The 18837-nt window shown below is 37.9% G+C and carries 11 protein-coding genes and 2 tRNA genes; 5 read left to right on the top strand and 8 right to left on the bottom strand.

The genetic code is table 11. The features are described 5' to 3' along the window. Window positions 1–280 precede the first annotated feature (280 nt). On the bottom strand, window positions 281–919 hold the full coding sequence (locus CA2015_RS19400) for a peroxiredoxin (protein WP_048643394.1): 639 nt from the start codon (window positions 917–919) through the stop codon (window positions 281–283). Window positions 920–1150: 231 nt separating this feature from the next. On the opposite strand from CA2015_RS19400, the gene CA2015_RS19395 reads away from it, so the two are divergent. Together CA2015_RS19395 and CA2015_RS19390 are read left to right on the top strand one after the other, a co-directional pair. Further along, window positions 1151–1222: transfer RNA gene (locus CA2015_RS19395), tRNA-Glu, on the top strand. 28 nt (window positions 1223–1250) lie between these two features. Continuing rightward, a tRNA-Glu gene (locus CA2015_RS19390) sits at window positions 1251–1322 on the top strand. A 272-nt stretch (window positions 1323–1594) separates the two neighbouring features. Here CA2015_RS19390 and CA2015_RS19385 read toward each other — a convergent pair. From CA2015_RS19385 to CA2015_RS19375, 3 genes are all read right to left on the bottom strand, one after another. Continuing rightward, the gene (locus CA2015_RS19385; protein ID WP_048643393.1) at window positions 1595–3442 is read right to left on the bottom strand and encodes a chloride channel protein; all 1848 of its coding nucleotides are present in this window, start codon (window positions 3440–3442) and stop codon (window positions 1595–1597) included. A gap of 632 nt (window positions 3443–4074) precedes the next feature. Further along, the gene (locus CA2015_RS19380; RefSeq protein ID WP_048643392.1) at window positions 4075–4593 is read right to left on the bottom strand and encodes a DUF4943 family protein; all 519 of its coding nucleotides are present in this window, start codon (window positions 4591–4593) and stop codon (window positions 4075–4077) included. A gap of 73 nt (window positions 4594–4666) precedes the next feature. Next, the gene (locus CA2015_RS19375) at window positions 4667–5971 is read right to left on the bottom strand and encodes an alpha/beta hydrolase family protein (RefSeq protein ID WP_048643391.1); all 1305 of its coding nucleotides are present in this window, start codon (window positions 5969–5971) and stop codon (window positions 4667–4669) included. Window positions 5972–6318: 347 nt separating this feature from the next. Here CA2015_RS19375 and CA2015_RS19370 point away from each other — a divergent pair, with 347 nt between their 5' ends. After that, window positions 6319–8562, top strand: a complete 2244-nt coding sequence (locus tag CA2015_RS19370; protein ID WP_048643390.1) for a bifunctional SulP family inorganic anion transporter/carbonic anhydrase — start codon at window positions 6319–6321, stop codon at window positions 8560–8562. A gap of 20 nt (window positions 8563–8582) precedes the next feature. After that, entirely contained in the window at window positions 8583–9431 is an 849-nt protein-coding gene (locus CA2015_RS19365; RefSeq protein WP_084011906.1) for a 3-keto-disaccharide hydrolase, read from the top strand. 5 nt (window positions 9432–9436) lie between these two features. Here CA2015_RS19365 and CA2015_RS19360 read toward each other — a convergent pair whose 3' ends face one another. Both CA2015_RS19360 and CA2015_RS19355 read right to left on the bottom strand, forming a co-directional pair. After that, the gene (locus CA2015_RS19360) at window positions 9437–10141 is read right to left on the bottom strand and encodes a LytR/AlgR family response regulator transcription factor (RefSeq protein ID WP_048643389.1); all 705 of its coding nucleotides are present in this window, start codon (window positions 10139–10141) and stop codon (window positions 9437–9439) included. A 1-nt stretch (window position 10142) separates the two neighbouring features. Then, on the bottom strand, window positions 10143–11177 hold the full coding sequence (locus CA2015_RS19355; protein WP_048643388.1) for a sensor histidine kinase: 1035 nt from the start codon (window positions 11175–11177) through the stop codon (window positions 10143–10145). A gap of 198 nt (window positions 11178–11375) precedes the next feature. On the opposite strand from CA2015_RS19355, the gene CA2015_RS19350 reads away from it, so the two are divergent. Then, window positions 11376–13748 carry an outer membrane beta-barrel family protein gene (locus CA2015_RS19350; protein WP_048643387.1) on the top strand — a complete coding sequence of 791 codons (2373 nt, stop codon included), beginning with the start codon at window positions 11376–11378 and terminating at the stop codon, window positions 13746–13748. A 545-nt stretch (window positions 13749–14293) separates the two neighbouring features. Here the strand turns inward: CA2015_RS19350 and CA2015_RS19345 are convergent. Beyond that, window positions 14294–15688 (bottom strand): efflux transporter outer membrane subunit, encoded by a 1395-nt coding sequence (locus CA2015_RS19345; protein ID WP_048643386.1) that lies wholly within the window; start codon window positions 15686–15688, stop codon window positions 14294–14296. Between the two features lie 5 nt (window positions 15689–15693). Next, the gene (locus CA2015_RS19340; RefSeq protein ID WP_048643385.1) at window positions 15694–18834 is read right to left on the bottom strand and encodes an efflux RND transporter permease subunit; all 3141 of its coding nucleotides are present in this window, start codon (window positions 18832–18834) and stop codon (window positions 15694–15696) included. Window positions 18835–18837 lie beyond the last annotated feature (3 nt).

The following is an 18837-nucleotide window of genomic DNA, read 5'->3' as shown; positions in this document are numbered from 1 at the left end:
TCAAAATCAGCCACTTCGTTGCTGTTTTCAATTTCACCATAGCGGTGCTATGCTAAAATCTCCAAACAACCTGATTTTCTTGCATAGGCAAATACAATTGTGAGACTGGAATTACTTTTAATTTACTGAAAACGCTAGCATGGCAAAAAAATAGCTTTATTCAATCCTAAACCAAGTAGCTAATCCTTTTTGACAATTTCAATAGCTTCCGGGCGATAAAAAATACCTTTAACCAAAAACGGGGCTGAAATTAATCAGCCCCGCTATACCTTTAAACTTATTATTTCAAGTCCGGTTGAGGAGTCATTCTCAAATAAGGTTTTATTTCTTTAAATCCTTTAGGGAATTTTGCAGGAATGTCCTCCGTTTTAATGGCAGGGGAAACAACTACATCTTCTCCACTTTTCCAATCTGCTGGAGTAGCAACAGAATAATTAGCAGTCAACTGCAATGAATCAATTACCCTTAATAATTCTACAAAGTTTCTACCAGTGCTTGCAGGGTAAGTGATGATCAATTTTACCTTTTTGTCATTACCAATGATAAATACAGAACGAACAGTAAAACTTTCACTAGAATTGGGGTGAATCATGTCATAAAGTTCGGAAACTTTCTTGTCTTCATCAGCAATAATAGGAAACTCAACCGTAGTATCTTGAGTCTCATTAATATCCTTGATCCAAGATCTGTGACTTTCTGCTCCATCCACACTTAAGGCAAGCATTTTAACATTTCTCTTGGCAAATTCGTCTTTTAACTTTGAAGCTGCTCCCAATTCGGTAGTACATACTGGAGTGTAATCTGCAGGGTGGGAAAACAAAATACCCCAGCTGTCTCCTAGGTAATCATAAAAGTTGATTTTTCCTACTGAAGAGTCAGCAGTAAAATCCGGTGCAATATCTCCTAATCTTAAGGCCATAATTTTACTTTTTTAAAATTTTATAATTATTCTATGGGTTATAATATTGAAACAGAATTGACAAAAATAAAGTTTACGAGTACTTAAATATTTTCATTACACAAATTTTATCCCTAATTTTCAAAGGATTGTGATTACTTTTGGATTATTTTTTTACTCTGTTTTGGTTTGTTCTTTAAAGACCCTATATTTGCATCACCATTTAGAAAAAGAGCACATCAATCATTAAATGGTCCGTTCGTCTAGGGGTTAGGACGTATCCCTTTCACGGATGAAACACGGGTTCGATTCCCGTACGGACTACAACAAATGATGCTCTTTTTTTATTTCTGGTCCGTTCGTCTAGGGGTTAGGACGTATCCCTTTCACGGATGAAACACGGGTTCGATTCCCGTACGGACTACAACAAATTTTATTTGTTTGCCACCCGGTAAGCAAATTTTATTTGTGGTTGTTAGTGGTTAAAGTGAATAAAAAAACCTGATCAATCGATCAGGTTTTTTTGTTGGTTAAAATTGAACCTAAGGTTGACTTCGATCCGAAATTTCCAACCAATCTTTTTTACCAAGCTTAATAGGAAGTATTATTTATTCACTACCGCTTTGAATTAAGCAATATATAAACCTTATAAAGGGTGCTTTTCTCATTTAGCTCCACTACCCTATCAGGTATTCCTTATTCCGAATAATCCCTTAACAAAGCACGGTAATTGGTTAAGATTTTTGATCTACTAATAAAACCCTTAAATCTTCTGTCCTCATCAAGAAGAGGCAGTTGCCATACATCCGCTTCATCAAACATCTTGGTCACCTCCATCACAGAATCATTGGGTGAAATAATAAATGGTGGAGCAATGGCCAATTGGCTAACACTTGTACCATCAGCAGACTCTTTATTCAAAAGGAATGGGCGCAAATGCTCCCTATTCAATACTCCCCAAAATTGGTTATTGGCATCCACTACAGCCATGCTGTTTTGATCGCTATTCCTAAATATGTGCAAAACCTCCTCCATACTGTCTGTGGTACGGATAACAATCGAAGAAGGGTTGATACATTCATTAAGTGAAATATGTGACAATATATTCTGGTCCTGCCTTGTTGTAAAAATATCTCCTTTTTCAGCCAACTCTTTAAAAGAAGGGTTGATTGGTGAAAACGACCTGTTAATTATATAAGAGGTTACTGACACGATCATTAAAGGGATAAATAAGTCATATCCACTACTTGACTCGGCTATAAGGAAAATCGCTGTTAGAGGCGCATACATGGCTCCTGACATCACTCCAGCCATACCTACCAACATTAAATTGGTGGTAGGCACATCTGTAAAGCCCATTATTTCCAAGGAAAACCCAAACACAAAGCCCAAAAGCCCTCCTGCCATCAAAGATGGAGCAAAATTACCTCCATTACCTCCAGAACTAAGAGTGATGCTCGTAGCAAATGCTTTTATAAGTATTGTTAGGGATAAAAATACAATGATAATAACATCTGAATTACCTAGATATCGGAAAAGACTGTCCTCTATCAACAAGTCCACATTGCCCTGATATATGGTCCTAATATTCATATACCCCTCCCCAAAGAGCGGTGGGAATAAAACACAAAGGATAGATAGGATAGCCCCACCTAAAAGTGCTTTTCGAATTACTTTATTTTTAAATTTTTCAAAGAATTTATGGACCATTTGCCCTACTACTAAAAAATACCTGGCATACAGACCAGTCAACACTCCTAATGCTAGAAAATAAACCACATTGATATGGTTGAAGGTCTCACGGGCCTGAAAATTAAACAATATGTCCTCGTTTAAAATTATGGTTGAAAGTAAACTCCCGCATATGGCCGCAATAACCAAAGGTATAAAATCTGTAAAGACTAGCCCGGTTAAAATTATCTCGAAGGCGAACATTATACCCGCTATGGGCGCATTAAATGCAGCAGCAATGCCTGCCGCAGCACCTGCTGCCAATAATAAAGTCCTCTCCTTAAAACCCAGTCTATACCTTTGGGCAAAGTTAGAACCTATTGCAGAACCCGTAACGGCTATTGGAGTTTCAAGTCCTACCGAACCTCCAAACCCAACTGTTATCCCACTCTGAAGAATCTGGGAAAACATTTTACTTGATTTTACCTTGCTTTGTTTTTTAGAAATGTCTTTAAGAATGAAGGATATTTCCTTCTCCTCATCTCCGTTATAAAAATACTTTACCACGAAGGAGGTTAAGGTAACACCAATCATAGGCAGTACACCATATATTAGCAGCCTTTCCTGTAGCGGAACATCGGTACTTATTGAGGATTGGATATAATGGACAAATACTTTAAGGATTACGCCAGCAGACCCTGCACTCAAACCCACCAAAATCCCCGACAAAACAAGAAACTGAGACCGAGTAAGTTTTTGACTCAGCCATATTAAAAATAACTCTATAAAATTAAATTTCCTGTAAGGATACTGAATAAAATTCTTTTTGAATTGTAAAAAACTTATGTAAAGAACTTTTATTTTCCTATTCATTTAAATTTTGAGATGATTAAAGTTGAGATAATTGGACAAATAATTTACAGCTCAAAGATTTTAATTTCACTAAAACACTATGGGTGATGCAACAAACAAGTTGAATCAACACACAAAAACACCAATTCTTCCAGAAATAAACAAGTTTTAGACAAATTTAGGAAGCCTATGTAATTAATTAAGAATTGGGCTATAAAACGGCTATTGTTCGGAGAGACCACTTCCCTTTAAAATCTAAAAACTAATTTTCACAATCCGATAAAATCAGATTTATGAGATCCCATTAATAAGGCTATTATTGATCAAAATCAATATTCCATTTGATTTCCGACTTAGTAAATCAAGTGAATTTTGGGTTTATATACGTGTTTTCAGGATTTAAAGGTAGCACAAATTTTATATTATTTGATGTCAACATCTACATACCTAGCATCTTTATTATACAAAGATTCCCAAGTAATTTTCCAATGGAAAAATACTTGGGAATCTTGTCTTCTTGAGGTGTTGCGGAGGAATTGCTATTCTTAGCCCCTGAATGAAATAAAAACCCATCTATTGACGCTCAATAACGGCGGTAAGAGCATACATAACCCACTCCCAAATAAGGGGATGAACCTCCTTTAGTTGACAGTTTAATGCCACCTTAGGTCAGTACTCAACATTGGATCAACTTCCTTAAATTCATCAAATGCCCGATCTTTGTTCTTCTGCCACCATTCCATATAGGCTTCAGCGACTATCTCAAGGGATTCATCCTCTGGCACATATTCAAATGGACTGGCCCGCATCTGCACTACAGGATTTTGAGAGGGGAACCTCCCTATAAGAAATTCACTATCGATAGCTACTGCACGGATTGATTCTACTGTCCATAAAACATACATCCCTAAAGTGCTCTCTTCTGTCAAGGAAGAAGATATCCAGTTGATCGGGAAATTCGATATTTTTTGTCTACTGTCACGGTATTCAAGTAACTCAGGGATATCAGAGGCCGTAAAAGACGGTAATTCCGTGGAGGAATATTCCCCCTTTACAAGTAAATCCACATATTGATTGACAGTCACATTTTCGGACATCTCTTCTTCCCTTTTATCACAGCTGACAAAAGCCAAAAGCGCAAAAATAACCAAAGTAAATCTCATATCTTTCATGGTCCATTAAATGAATACCGTACGCATTAAAATTTTAATTAAATATAATAAATAAAATTAGTTAATAACGCTCTCAATTATTGGCCCCTGTATGCCTTAATTCTAAACCAATAGAGGTTCTAGGTTTAAAACCTTTCCAAGTTTCTTCCAATGCATCCACTGGTAAATCAAGATAGGTAGAATAGTCTATGCCTTTAAGGTGGATCCCTAAAAATGCAGTGACAAAGTGTTGGTTAATATTATTAATTCTTCTCTGATCCCATGCAGGCTCTGCATACCGTAGGTATTCATCCAGGTGCATGCCCTTTTGGAATGATTCAGCTGGTGGTGGATTAGGAGCTACATTATGTCTTGCATTGATATAGGTTAATATGTACCGATTGGCATTGACGGCACCATCATATACGGCTTTAATTCCTTTTTCATAACCTGAAATATCATCTTGGTCTCCAGCCACTAAAAATACCGGAAGCTTAAGATTTGCCAAACCCTCATTGTCCCACACTCCTCTTGCCATACCCCAAGGTGCAAAAGCCACTACAGCCTTTATTCTTGAATCAATAGAAGTTGAATAGGATGGTTTCGCAAGGCTTCGCTCCATTATTAGATCACTTCCCCCGGTCATTTGCCCAAAGAAACCACCAAAGGCCGAAGAAAACCCAGCCCCTGCAGCATTTAATGCGCCATAACCTCCCATGGAATAACCTATTAAAGCCGTATGCTCTGCATCAACCATTCCAGCTAAAAAACCTCCAGCATCTTTCTTACCCCTTTTTTCCATTTCATTTAAAACGAATAAATCATCGATAGGCCGGTGGTAAAGGGTACTGGAAAATTTACCTGGATCCTCAAAAGTAGATTCTGTATGGTGTATGGCTACTACTACATAGCCTTTGGATGCCAGGTTTTCAGTTAGATAGGTCATCAGGTACCTGGAACCCAAATACCCATGTGAAACAATCACCAAAGGATAGGTTTCTTCATCCTTTTTTGGTGAAGCATTGCGTTCGGCCCGTCCTTTAAATGAAAAAGGACTAAGAGGACGTTTTTCATCATTTGCAACCCCTATATAGTCGTTGTAGGTAGTTTCTGATTGAGCATCACCCTCAGCAGGGTACCAAACTTCCACCGTCAAAGGCCTGTCGTACCTGGGTTGTTGCTCCTTACTGAAATTGGCTATATCGGGTTGGTTTTCATGTATAAGTTCCAAGGTTTGAACACCAACTGCATATTCTCCCCTTTCTGCCAACTCGGGTGCATCAGGGAGTAAATCTCCATTGTAAAAAAAATCAGGGTCGTTTTGCCCAATCACAGCAGTAACCCTGAATAATAATAGTATAATTACAGCTGTTGGAAAATATTTCTTCGCAAACTTCATAGGTACATAGGGGTTTATTTTTTCAGGAAATTAAAAAGAGAATCAATAATGTGTTTTTTTTGAATCCTCATTAAGCTATAAGACCAATACAGGCCTGTCCACGTTCAAATCACAATTGGTTTGATCAATTAAAAGATAGGTTATTTCATATAACAACTTGAAATAAAAATTTTGGTTCGAAAATAAATATCCATAATTCTTGTTCTATTTTTGTCTTAAGAATAAGATTTAGAAAATATTAATTTTATCCCTTCATAATTCCTTCTTTATGTACTATGAAAATATTTTATAATAATTCAGGTTTAATATAAGTATTAATTTGAAAATACAACAATCGTAAAAAACCTATGGGATTTAAGCAGAATAAACTATTTGGTCCGAAAACATACAATAATCCTTCAAAGGATATTCCTGCTGGAATTGTGGTTTTTCTGGTAGCTCTTCCTCTGTGCTTGGGCATAGCTTTGGCAAGTGGTGCACCGTTGATCTCTGGATTAATTTCTGGAATGATTGGGGGGTTGGTTGTTGGCTTAATTAGTCGCTCCCACACAAGCGTAACCGGACCTGCTGCTAGCTTATCTGCGGTGGTATTAATTGCTATTCAACTGTTGGGTTCTTTTCAGGTATTCCTATTGGCACTATTGATAGGAGGCTTAATTCAAGTTGCCCTTGGTTTCCTTAAAGCCGGTAGAATTGCCGACTATATCCCAACCAATATTATAAAGGGTTTACTGGCTGCAATTGGGCTAATTCTTATTTTTTCCCAGTTGCCTTATGCACTGGGTGTAGAACTCAACGAAAGTCGACTATTGAATTATTCGCAAGATTTTTTTACAGGGCTACAAGAAAGAGCGTTTTTGGTTTTTACCACCATTGCACCTGGAGCACTTTTGCTATCTCTTATTTCATTGGTAATTATGATATACTGGGATAAAACCCCCTTAAAGCACTTAAAACTATTTCCTCCCTCCTTATTTGTTGTAATATTAGGAGTAGGACTTAACCAGCTTTTCAAGTTCTATATCCCTACCCTATATCTAGACGGTGTCCATCTGGTCAATATACCAGAAATAAATCACTTTGGTTCATTGTTTACCTTTCCTGATTTTACTGCCATAAATGACAGCAAAGTTTGGACCTATGCTTTCACCATTGCTATAATAGGTTCCATAGCCACACTTTTAAATCTGGAAGCTACAGACAATCTGGATCCTCATAAAAGAAGAAGCCCACCCAATCAAGAGTTGGTAGCTCAAGGGATAGGGAACACACTTGCAGGTTTATTAGGAGGAATCCCCATTACGTCAGTGATTGTACGTAGTTCTGTAAACATTGAGGCAGGTGCTGAATCCAAATTCTCTACACTGATCCATGGTTTTCTTTTGACCATTAGTGTTTTATTCCTCAGCAATATTATCAATTTAATCCCTTTGGCCTCCCTTGCTGCTATATTACTATTAGTTGGGTATAAACTTACTTCCTTTCGAATCATCAAACAGATGTACAGAAAAGGCTGGGTGCAGTTTTTACCCTTTGCAGTCACGGTAATTGCTATTCTCTTAACAGATGTGTTATTAGGTGTATTGATTGGATCAGCAGTAAGTGTCTTTTTCTTACTTAGAAGCAATTTTTATAATCCTTATTATATAGAGGCAACCAATCCTGTCAATAAAAAGAAAATTGTCCGACTTGAACTGTCAAATGAAGTCTCATTTTTAAACAAACCAGCCATTAAAAGAACGCTTTGGAACTTGCCAAATGGAACAAAAGTGATCATTGACGCTTCCTTTTCTTCCTACGTTGAACCCGATATTTTGGAGATTTTTGAGGATTACAAAGACACTTTTGCAAAGGAAAACAACATTGACTTCAACATAATAGGCTTGGGAGACAATTTCACACCTAGAAATAAAATTAAAATAGATCGAAAACATTCTCAAGATAGAAATGATCTTAAAACACCTCAAAAAATATTGAACTTCCTAGAAGAAGGTAATAAACGGTATGTAGACGGTGACCTGGTTTCGAGGAGATTCCAAAACAAGAAATTAAAGGATTTCATCAAGGACGCTCCTTTGGCCATTGTAGTCAATTGTATAGACATGCGCGAACCTCTTAACATGTTGATGAACACAGGAATAGGCGACCTAATTCCATTGAAAGTTGCAGGTAACATTCTAGGAGCCGACCTCATTGACACCATTGAAATTTCCTGCAGAAAACAACATGCCAAGCTAATTTTGATAATGGGGCATTCACCGAATAAACTAATTAACTATGCCTTAAAAAACACAATGAGCTCATCGGAAGAGCGAATCAGTAGCTTGCTGACACCTGCCATTTCTGAAGGTTTTTTCAAACCTAAAGAATTAAATGCAGAGAATCTGGAGGATTGGACTGAGCGATTAACAAAATGGAACATAGAATACTCCAGAGCTTTGGTTCTTTCCAGCAATCCTTATCTAAAGAGTGAAATCCTAAAAGGTAATATTGGCTTGTGTACGGCCATATTTAATAGGAAAACTGGAAAAATTGAGTTTTCCACGCTTAGTATTGCTGAGAATAGGTCTAATAATAATTCCCTAAATTAGGGCTTGAATTTAAACCACCCATGAAACCCAATAAAATGAACTTCCCTACATTTAATCGTCCATCTTTTCAACTGTCTCAATTACTGGCTATATTTCTTCTGCTTTTATTGTTTTATTCCTGCGGAAAAAGTGAATCAAAGACCACAGTAAAATCAACAGAGGCTGAATGGGAAACCATCTTTAATGGCAAAAATCTGGAAGGTTGGACAGCAAAATTGCAGCACCATGAGTCAGGGGACAACTATGCAAACACCTTTCGGGTGGTAGATGGGATTATTCAGGTCAATTATGATGGCTATGAGCGTTTTGATGAGCGCTATGGTCACTTGTTTTATAAAAAACCATATTCTTCATTTCACTTAAAATTCGATTATCGCTTCACAGACCAATGGATGGAAGATGCACCTAGCTATACATATAGAAACAGTGGTGTTATGTTTCATTCCCAAGCACCCGAAACAATACTGAAAGAACAGGATTGGCCCATATCTGTTGAATACCAAATGCTGGCTGATGCTGGGGATGGTAAACCACGCCCTACAGGAAACATGTGCTCTCCTGGGACTGAAGTATTCTTTAATGGAGAAATGGATCCCAGACATTGTATTAGTTCCAGCTCTCCTACTTTTCCCTGGGACGAATGGGTACATGCAGAATTGATTGTATATAGTGATTCCCTTGTGATCCATAAGGTTAATGGTGAACAAGTATTGGAATACACCAATCCTCAAATTGGGGGTGGTGTTGCCAATCGTTTTGACCCTTCATATAAGGTTGATGGACAAATGCTAAAAGAAGGATACATTGGATTACAGGCCGAAGGACAGGGTGTAGAGTTTAAAAATATTAAAATAAAGGAATTAAACTAAGCAATTTACTTCAAGAATCTTTCGGAAAAATCTTCCTTAAATGCTCTGCCAATGGGCAATTGCTCGCCGTTGACTAAGGTGATTAAATTCCCTGAAACTTTCTCTATTCTGGTTATATTTACCATATAGGATTTATGTATGCGGATAAAGTGCAACCCATCTAAAAGTTCCATCCATTTTCGCATGGGTTCAGAAGACAAGTACTTTTTATCCATAAGGATGATCTCACAGTAATCACCATCTGCACGTATGTACATGATGTCTTCAAAAGCAATTCTGACATGGTCATACCCTAATTTGACAAAATGCTCTTTTTTGGCAGGGTTTGATTTTATTATCGGCTTTTCATTGGTTTTGCTGTCTACCGACACTGAAACTTTACCGACCGCCTTTACAAAGCGTAGAAATGAAAAAGGTTTTAATAAGTAATCCACTACATCCAATTCGTAACTTTCCAATGCATATTCAGAATAGGCAGTGGTAAGGATAATAGCTGGTTTTTTGCTTAAACTTTTAAGTAGATCAAGGCCTGTTAACCGAGGGAGATGAATGTCCAAAAAAATCAGATCTATGCCATTGTTATTCAAAAACTCCATTGCCAGAATAGGGTCACTAAAAGTACCCATAAGTTCAAGAGTACCCATGTCCTCAATGTACTTTTTGAGTATTCTTTGAGCTGGTGGCTGGTCTTCAATTATTATGCAATTCATCTTAGTTCCTGTTTAATGCCATTTTTAAGGTTACCTTATATTCTATATCCGACTGCTGAATATCCAATACGTGGCCATCAGGGTAAAGCAACTTCAACCTCTTTTTTACATTTATTAACCCTATACCTTTACCGGAGCGTACCACCTGGCCAGGATGTTTATAGTTGTTTTGACAAATGAAAATCAAATTTCCATCTTCGTTGATTGACAACTTAATCGCTATTTTAATTTTTTCTGATTGACCAGTTTGACTGTGTTTGAAGGCATTTTCGATAAATACATTTAGAATTAACGGTGCTATTCTAAACCCCGAAAAGTCCGTTGGAGCCTCAAAAGTAACCTCTCCCCGCTCTTCAATTTGCATTTCATACAGCCGGGTGAAATTTCTAAGGTGTTCAATTTCTTTGGAAAGAGGAACAGAGGCCTCCTTACATTCATAAAGCATGTACCGCAACACGGAACTTAGCTCAAGTATTATTTCTGGTGTTTTCGAAGACTTTACAACGGCGTAGGAATAGAGATTATTGAGATTATTGAAAAGGAAATGAGGATTAATTTGAGACTTTAAAAAAGTCAATTCCCCTTCTTTTATGATGGCTTTCAACTCCTCTACCTTCCGCTGATTTCGAAGTGCATCCCATGCAAACTTAAACCCTGAAAGAATGACAATCACAGGTAATACCTGTGCCAAACTAAAGATTACCCCTGGGAAACCTGTTCCTCTGGAATCTGGAAAAAACCATTTCTCTATCCCTAGTTCTTCCAAAACAATAACAAGGGCAATGGTAAGAAAGGTCAATCCAAAAAAGGCTACGTAATTCTTTTTGTAGAAAAACCTGGGCAGTAATACGTAACTTATGATAAGGTTAGCCATTGTATAGTTTAGAAAATACACAACATCATACCAATGAAATGTATTGACTTTACTGGGATGACTACTATCTATTACATAGAAACTAAAAACCAATGCATGTAACACAAGTTGAAAAAAGAACTCCTTATAGGCTATGTTTTGTTTTTGTAGATGCCTCTCCATGGGACAAATATAGAAAATAGGAAGGCTCTTAAACAAAAATAAAAGTTAAACAGCCCGTTTATCCCTACAAACAACAAGATTAACTCATAAATAACATATCTGTCGTTTGACAGACAAAATGAACCGTTTACCGAATACTTTTTATTTGTTGACTATTTATTTACAAATTCACATAATCAAAAGAAATATTCAACTACTATGAAATTACTTCTAACACTTGTCACACTTTTTTTTGTGACCCAATTTTCTTCTACGGCACAGGATATAGAAGTATCCGGAAAAGTGCTGGTAGCAAACAGCCAAATTCCAATTGAATTTGCTACCATTAAATTGCTTGACAAGGAGTCTGGAAACCTACTGGTGGGTACCACCACAAAAGCAGATGGTGGACTATTGCTAATTACCCAGGATGAAACATTTATTCTAGAAGTTAGCTTTATAGGTTTTATTTCAAAAACCATTACTGATTATCAAATTAACAATGGAAAAGTTGATTTTGGAATTGTCTATTTAGAAGAAGACAGTAAGTTGATGGACGAGGTGATAATAAGGGGCGAAAGATCATCAACAGAATTCCGACTAGACAAAAGGATTTTCAATGTAGGGCAAGACCTGAGTAGTACAGGGGCAAGTGCGCTAGAAGTGCTAAATAATGTACCATCGGTAACAGTAGATATTGAAGGGCAAATCCAATTAAGAGGAGCTGGCGGTGTTCAAATCATGATCAATGGCAAACCATCCGTCTTGGCAAGTGATGGAGGAAATGCATTGGGTACTTTAACAGCAGATATGATAGAAAGCGTTGAAGTCATTACCAACCCATCTGCAAAATACGATGCCGAAGGAACATCTGGAATTATTAATATCGTATTAAAGAAAGAAGAAAAACGAGGAATTAATGGCTCTGTATCATTAAACACTGGTGTTCCAGACAACCATAGCCTAGGATTCAGCTTGAATAAAAGAACTGAAAAGTTCAATCTATTCAGCCAAATTGGAGTTGGTAAACGTAAATTCCCTGAAAATTACAAAGGCTATAACAGAAATGAGATTGCCAATACTGAAATAAACAATTTTGGAGAAAGAGACAAAGGCGAATCTTTCCTTAATATTATTTTAGGAACGGATTACCATATAGATGACAAAAACGTACTTTCACTTACCGGTAACTTTGCCTACGAGTGGGAGTCAGAAACTTCACTGATTAATTATAGCACTATAGGCGCAGACAATGTCGTTTCCTCTGCATGGCAAAGGGATGAGGTTACTTCCGCAACCAATCCTAAATGGCAATTTGAAATGCAGTACAAAAAAGATTTCTCTGATAAAAAAGACCATAATCTATTGATCAGTGCATTAGGTAGCTCATTTTCAAAAGATCAAAAATCAGCCTTCAATAATACCCCGGAATTTGGTGAAGATGCATTAAGTGATCGACAGCAAACTCAAACTGACTTTGGCCAAGTAGAATATACTTTCAAAGCAGATTATACCCAGCCTTTTACTGAAAAGATAACTTTTGAAACTGGTGGCCAATATCTAATTACAGATGTAGGAAACGATTATTCAATTAGCAACTGGGAAGACAACCAATGGGTGGTAGTAACAGATTTATCCAATTCCTTTCTCTACAACCAAAAAGTTCTGGGTGTATACAGTACCGGATCTTATGAAGGCGATAAAGCAGGCATCAAATTAGGTCTAAGGGTAGAAAACACAGACCTATACACCTTATTGGAACAAAATAACCAAGAAAACAACAGGAATTTTACCAACTTTTTCCCTACGGTCCATACCTCTTATAAGATGATGGATAACTTTTCTCTGCAAGCTGGGTATTCAAGAAGAATTGCCAGACCAAGATTATTTGACTTGAATCCTTATTATAATATTAGAAACAATTACAGTATTAGAACAGGAAATCCGGATTTGCTTCCTGAATTAACTGATAGCTATGAAATAACAGGGATATTTGATCACAAAGCATTCTCTTTAAGCTCATCAGTTTATCACAGGTACATTACCAGCACTGTGGAAAATGTCACCCGATTTGAAGGGGATGTTGCCATCTCCATGCCTATGAATATTGGAACCAATAAAACCACTGGTTGGGAAGTAAATGGTAAATACACACCATTGGATTGGTTGTCATTTAATGGGGATTTTAATTACAATTATTTCCATAGACAAGGAACTTATGAATCTACAGATTTTGACTTCAATGCTGACCAATGGTCTACAAGGTTAACTACAAAAATTGATTTCCCTGCTGACTTTGCCTTGGAGCTCGTTGGAAACTACCAATCAAAAAGACAAACATTTCAACAATTGATGAGTGGCTATGCCATGGCTGACATTGGTGTCAGGAAAAAAATACTAAAAGGAAAAGTAATCCTTAATCTTAGTGTTAGAGATGCTTTTGCAAGTAGGATATTTGAAAGTGAAACAATCCAAAGCAACTTCTCACAATACAGCCATAGAATGCGAGGAAGGTTTGTCACCTTTGGTTTAAGTTATGGCTTTGGAAAAGGTGAAGCAATGGAATTCAGTGGACAAAAACGCCGCTTTTAAAACCTAATTAACCTGTCTTCCAATAGCAGAAAAATAAAATTACATCGACAAGCCATTAAATGCCGCAGGTTTATATTTGCGGCATTTTTATTTTCCTCAGATTCCATGATCAGGAAATAAACCCGGATTATGTAATAGGATTTCTCCGTCCTGACCAATGCCAGGGGTGATAGCCTGTCCCGTGTTTACGGGAAGTGTTGCAATCGCAAGAAAATCAGGCTGTTTGGAGATTTCAGCATAGCACCGCTATGGTGAAATTGAAAATAGCAACGAAGTGGCTGATTTTAAAGCGATTTCAGCACTTAATAGAATGTCTTATGCATATTTCGGGATAAAATAATAACAAGAAAATAGGATCGGTTTGCTAGCATGCAAAAAGCCCCTCAATATTTCGCTTTGTATCAAAGCAAAATATTGAGGGGCCATTACTTTTTGGCATTAAAACCTTTAGCAATACAATTTTATAAGGAAAACTGTCAACTTGTGTATGCTTTCGCAAAAGCATACACAAGAAATTGAATTGCGAGCATTACTATCAAAAGCAATTACTGCCAACCACCACCAAGTGCCCTATATAAATTGGTAAGGGCTTCCATCTGGGAATAGCGGGTATTGATTAATTTAATCTCAGAATTCAATGCATTTTCCCTAGCGGTGATTACTTCCAGATAATTGCCAATACCATTGTCAAGCAATTCTTCGGAATACTCAATGGCCACTCTATTGGCATCCAGTTCTTTCCTTACCAAAGCCTCTTTTTCTTTTGCCGAATCAAAATTATAAATGGCATCGGAAACTTCCTTTTCAGCGGTTAAAATGGTTTTTCTGAAATTCAAATAAGCTTGCTCTTGTTGGGTTAAAGAAACTTCAAACTGGGTTTTCAACCTTCTACCATTTAAGATAGGTTGGGTTAAACCACCAATAACATTGGCAAAAACAGAATTAAGGCTAAACAACTGATCCAACTCCAAACCTTGAATACCTCCTGTACCAGAAATGGTCAGGGATGGGTAAAGATTCGTCTTGGCCACATTGCTCATTTCAAAAGCATTAATTAATCCGTATTCCGCTGCAAATACATCCGGCCTATTGCGAAGCAATTGCACTGGAAAACCAATGGACAGGGCTTCTGGTAGCTGCTGATCGTCCAAGTCACCTCGAGAAATATCCTCAGGTGATTTGCCCAAGAGTATGGAAAGGGTGTTTTCTGCTAAATGTAAGTCTCTTTGCAAATCAACTTTCAAGGCCTTTGCCGTATAGAGCTGCGCTTCCGTTTGCTTCACTCCTACCTCTGTAACAATTCCTGCAATTTTCAATGAAGCAGTGGTTTCCAAAGCCTGTTCTCTATTTTTGATCGTTTCATTGGTCAATTCCAATTGCTGGTCCAATGCCAACAACCTGAAATAGAGATTGGCAATATCATTGATCAATCGAGTCTTCACTGCCTGATGAGCTGCAATTGATTGCAAATAGGATGCTTCAAATGCTCTTCGCTGACTTCTAATTTTACCCCAAATATCAGCCTCCCAAGAAAAACCAGCAGAAACCTCATATTGGGTAATTCCCCCATCAAAGAAAGCCCCGAACTGTGAGTTTTTTGACAATTCCTGATGCGTTACTTTTCCTGTTCCGCTCAAGGTGGGCAATTGCCCCCACTTCCCTTGTTTGTAATAGGATTGGGCTGCAAGAATATTTTGTAAAGCCATTCTAATATCTAAATTGGCTTCTAATCCTGCTTCGATATGGCGCACTAGATTGGGATCGGAGAAAACCTCTCTCCAAGAATAATCAGCCATCGAAATACTGTCCTCCGGCAATAAATCCGTTCTGTAATAAACCTCTTCCACTACTTTATCCGATTGTTCGTAGTCTTTTGCCACAAAGCAAGAAGATAATAGCAAGGACAAAAAAGGTATATATAATAGACTTTTATTTAGCATAGTAATTAAGCATTTTCTAAAGCTTCAACTTCTTTTTTACGACCGACTTTTTCTTGAAGCCATTGAAATAATATAAACAAAATAGGGATGACAAAAACGCCTATAACTGTACCTATCAGCAATCCTCCTACAGCACCGGTACCAATGGACCTGTTACCTGCAGCGCCGATACCATTGGCAAAAGCCAGCGGTAATAAGCCTATTATAAAGGCAAATGATGTCATAAGAATTGGTCTAAGTCTCACCTTGGCCGCATCAAAAGCTGCATCTACTATAGATGCACCTGCAGCCCTTCTTTGCATGGCAAATTCAATTATCAAAATGGCGTTTTTAGCCAGCAAGCCAATCAGCATGACCATTGCGATTTGAAAATAAATATTCGCCTCCATACCTAAGAAATAGGTGGTCAAATAAGCTCCCATAACACCTACAGGTAAAGACAATAGAACGGCAAGAGGAATCAGGTAACTTTCGTATTGGGCAGCCAAAATAAAGTAAACGAAAAGAACACTTAATAATATAATGATGGTAGTCTGACTACTTGCATTGATTTCCTCTCTGGTCAAGCCTGAATAATCTACAGTAAAGTTTCTCGGTAGACTCTTTTCATTCACCTCCTGAATTGCCTTAATCGCATCTCCTGTACTGTATCCCGGTGCTGCTGCTCCATTGATAGAAACAGAGTTAAAAAGGTTAAACCTTGTAACTGCCTGAGGTCCATAAACCCGCTTAAGAGATAGGAACTCAGAAATAGGTGCCATTTCTCCCTTGCTATTTCTAACAAATAATGAATTGAGATCATCTACTTCAGACCTATCCTGAGGCATGGCTTGAATATAAACCCTGTATTGCTTACCAAATTTGGAAAAGTCAGCGGCGTAGATACTTCCAATATAGCCTTGAAGCGTTCCCAAAATACTGCTTACACTTACCCCTGCCTCCTTGGCCTTTGGTATGTTTAGCACCATCTCATATTGTGGATAGCCGGTACTAAATGCAGTTTGCGCATAAAGGATTTCAGGCCTGCCCATCAATTCTCCCATGTACTCTTTGACCTTTTCGTCCAGCTCATTAAAGCTACCTCCAGTTTGATCCAAAAATTTAATTTCGAATCCCGAAGACACTCCAAACCCAGGAATACTTGGAGGAGCAAAGAATAAAATTTTTGCTCCAGGAATGCCCGCAGCTATACCGAACATTTTCCCTATCAAAGCTTTGGCAGACAAAGAGTCTGCTCCCCTTTCTTCCCAGGGTTTTAATCGGATAAAGCCCAGACCGAAATTGCTTCCTTCACCAGAAATTAAGCTGAATCCATTGACCATGGATCCACCTTCTACTCCAGGCAGATTTTCAATGGCATTCATTAATTCCTCTGTAACAGCAACAGTTCTATCAAGTGAAGCACCTTCTGGCAATACAATATCAGTAAATATTAAGCCTCTATCTTCTTCAGGAACAAAGCCAGTTGGAGTGTTTTCAGCAGCCCAAATAATTGCTCCGAAGGATCCTAGTAAAATCACAGCTGTAATCCACTTGAATCGATACAAGATTTTTAACGCAGCTACATACCTGGCCGTGGTTACTTCAAAGGCCCTATTAAAACCATTGAAGAAGCGTTTACCCAAGCTAAGTTTCCTGTCAGGATGGTCCTCATGAGGTTTTAATAATAAAGCACAAAGCGCAGGACTTAAAGTCAATGCATTGACAGCAGAAATAGCTATCGCCAACATAAGGGTAACTCCAAACTGCTCGTAAAAAACCCCGGTAGGACCTGTTATAAAGGTTACAGGTATAAAAACAGCCCCCATTACAAGGGTAATTGAAATAATTGCTCCTGTAATTTCTTCCATGGCCTGATGAGTGGCATGTCGTGCTTTTTTTGCTCCAGCCTCCATTTTGGCATGTACAGCCTCTACCACGACTATGGCATCATCAACCACAATACCAATGGCTAAAACCAGAGCGAAAAGCGTCAATAAGTTAACCGAATACCCCAGAATATTTAGGAAAAAGAAGGTTCCAACAATTGAAACCGGTACTGAAATAGCAGGAATCAATGTCGATCTAAAATCCTGAAGGAAAATAAACACAACGATAAAAACCAAAATAAATGCCTCAACAAGCGTAGTTACCACTTTAGCAATGGAAGCATTTAAGAAATCATTGGTATCAAAATTTATGAAAATCGACAAACCTTTAGGAAATCGATCTTCAAGGTCATTCAAAGAAGCTTTGACGTCGTTAATTATTTCCTGAGCATTGGACCCAGGTGTTTGGTATACAGCCATACTCACACCAGGATTCCCATTGGTATATGACATTACCGAATATCCCTGTGCTCCCATTTCAACCTTTGCAACATCCTTCAAACGCAAGAACTGTCCATTACCCAATGCTTTGATAACAATGTCCTCATACTGGGCTTCGTTTTTGTAGCGGCCTCCATATTTAATGACATACTCAAATGCCTCGGCATTATTCTGTCCAATAGAACCAGCTGCTGCTTCCAAACTTTGCTCATTAATGGCTGCTGTCACATCTGAAGGCATCAAACCATAAGCGGTAAGCTTATCTGGCTTAAGCCAAATTCTCATGGCGTAATTCTTAGACCCAAATACTGTTACATCCCCTACTCCTTTAATCCTCTTCAGTGTGGGTATAACATTGATGTTTAGGTAATTTTGAATAAAAGTGGCATCATAATCAGGATTATCTGATACCATGGTAAAAAACATCAAGGAACTGGTTTGCTGTTTTTGTGTAATCACACCCGATTGAACCACCTCACTTGGAAGTAGAGGATTGGCTCTAGCCACCCTATTCTGAACATTTACCGCTGCGATATCCGGATCTACACCTTGTCGAAAAAACACTTGAATTGTAGCTGTTCCACTGTTACTTGCAGTAGAGGTGATATAATCCATGTTCTCCACCCCATTCACCTGTTCCTCAATGGGAATAATTACACTTTCCAATACTGTTTCAGCATTTGCTCCAGGGTAAAAAGCTGTTATTCGAACTGTTGGGGGAGCAATGTCTGGATATTGACTTACAGGAAGGGATATCAAGCCCAAAATCCCAAGAATTAATATTAGGATAGATACTACGGTAGATAATACCGGTTTGTCTATAAATTGTTTTAGCATTTT

This window comes from Cyclobacterium amurskyense (assembly GCF_001050135.1).
Classification (GTDB): Bacteria; Bacteroidota; Bacteroidia; order Cytophagales; family Cyclobacteriaceae; genus Cyclobacterium; species Cyclobacterium amurskyense.
This window is presented reverse-complemented; position numbering and strand designations above follow the sequence as displayed.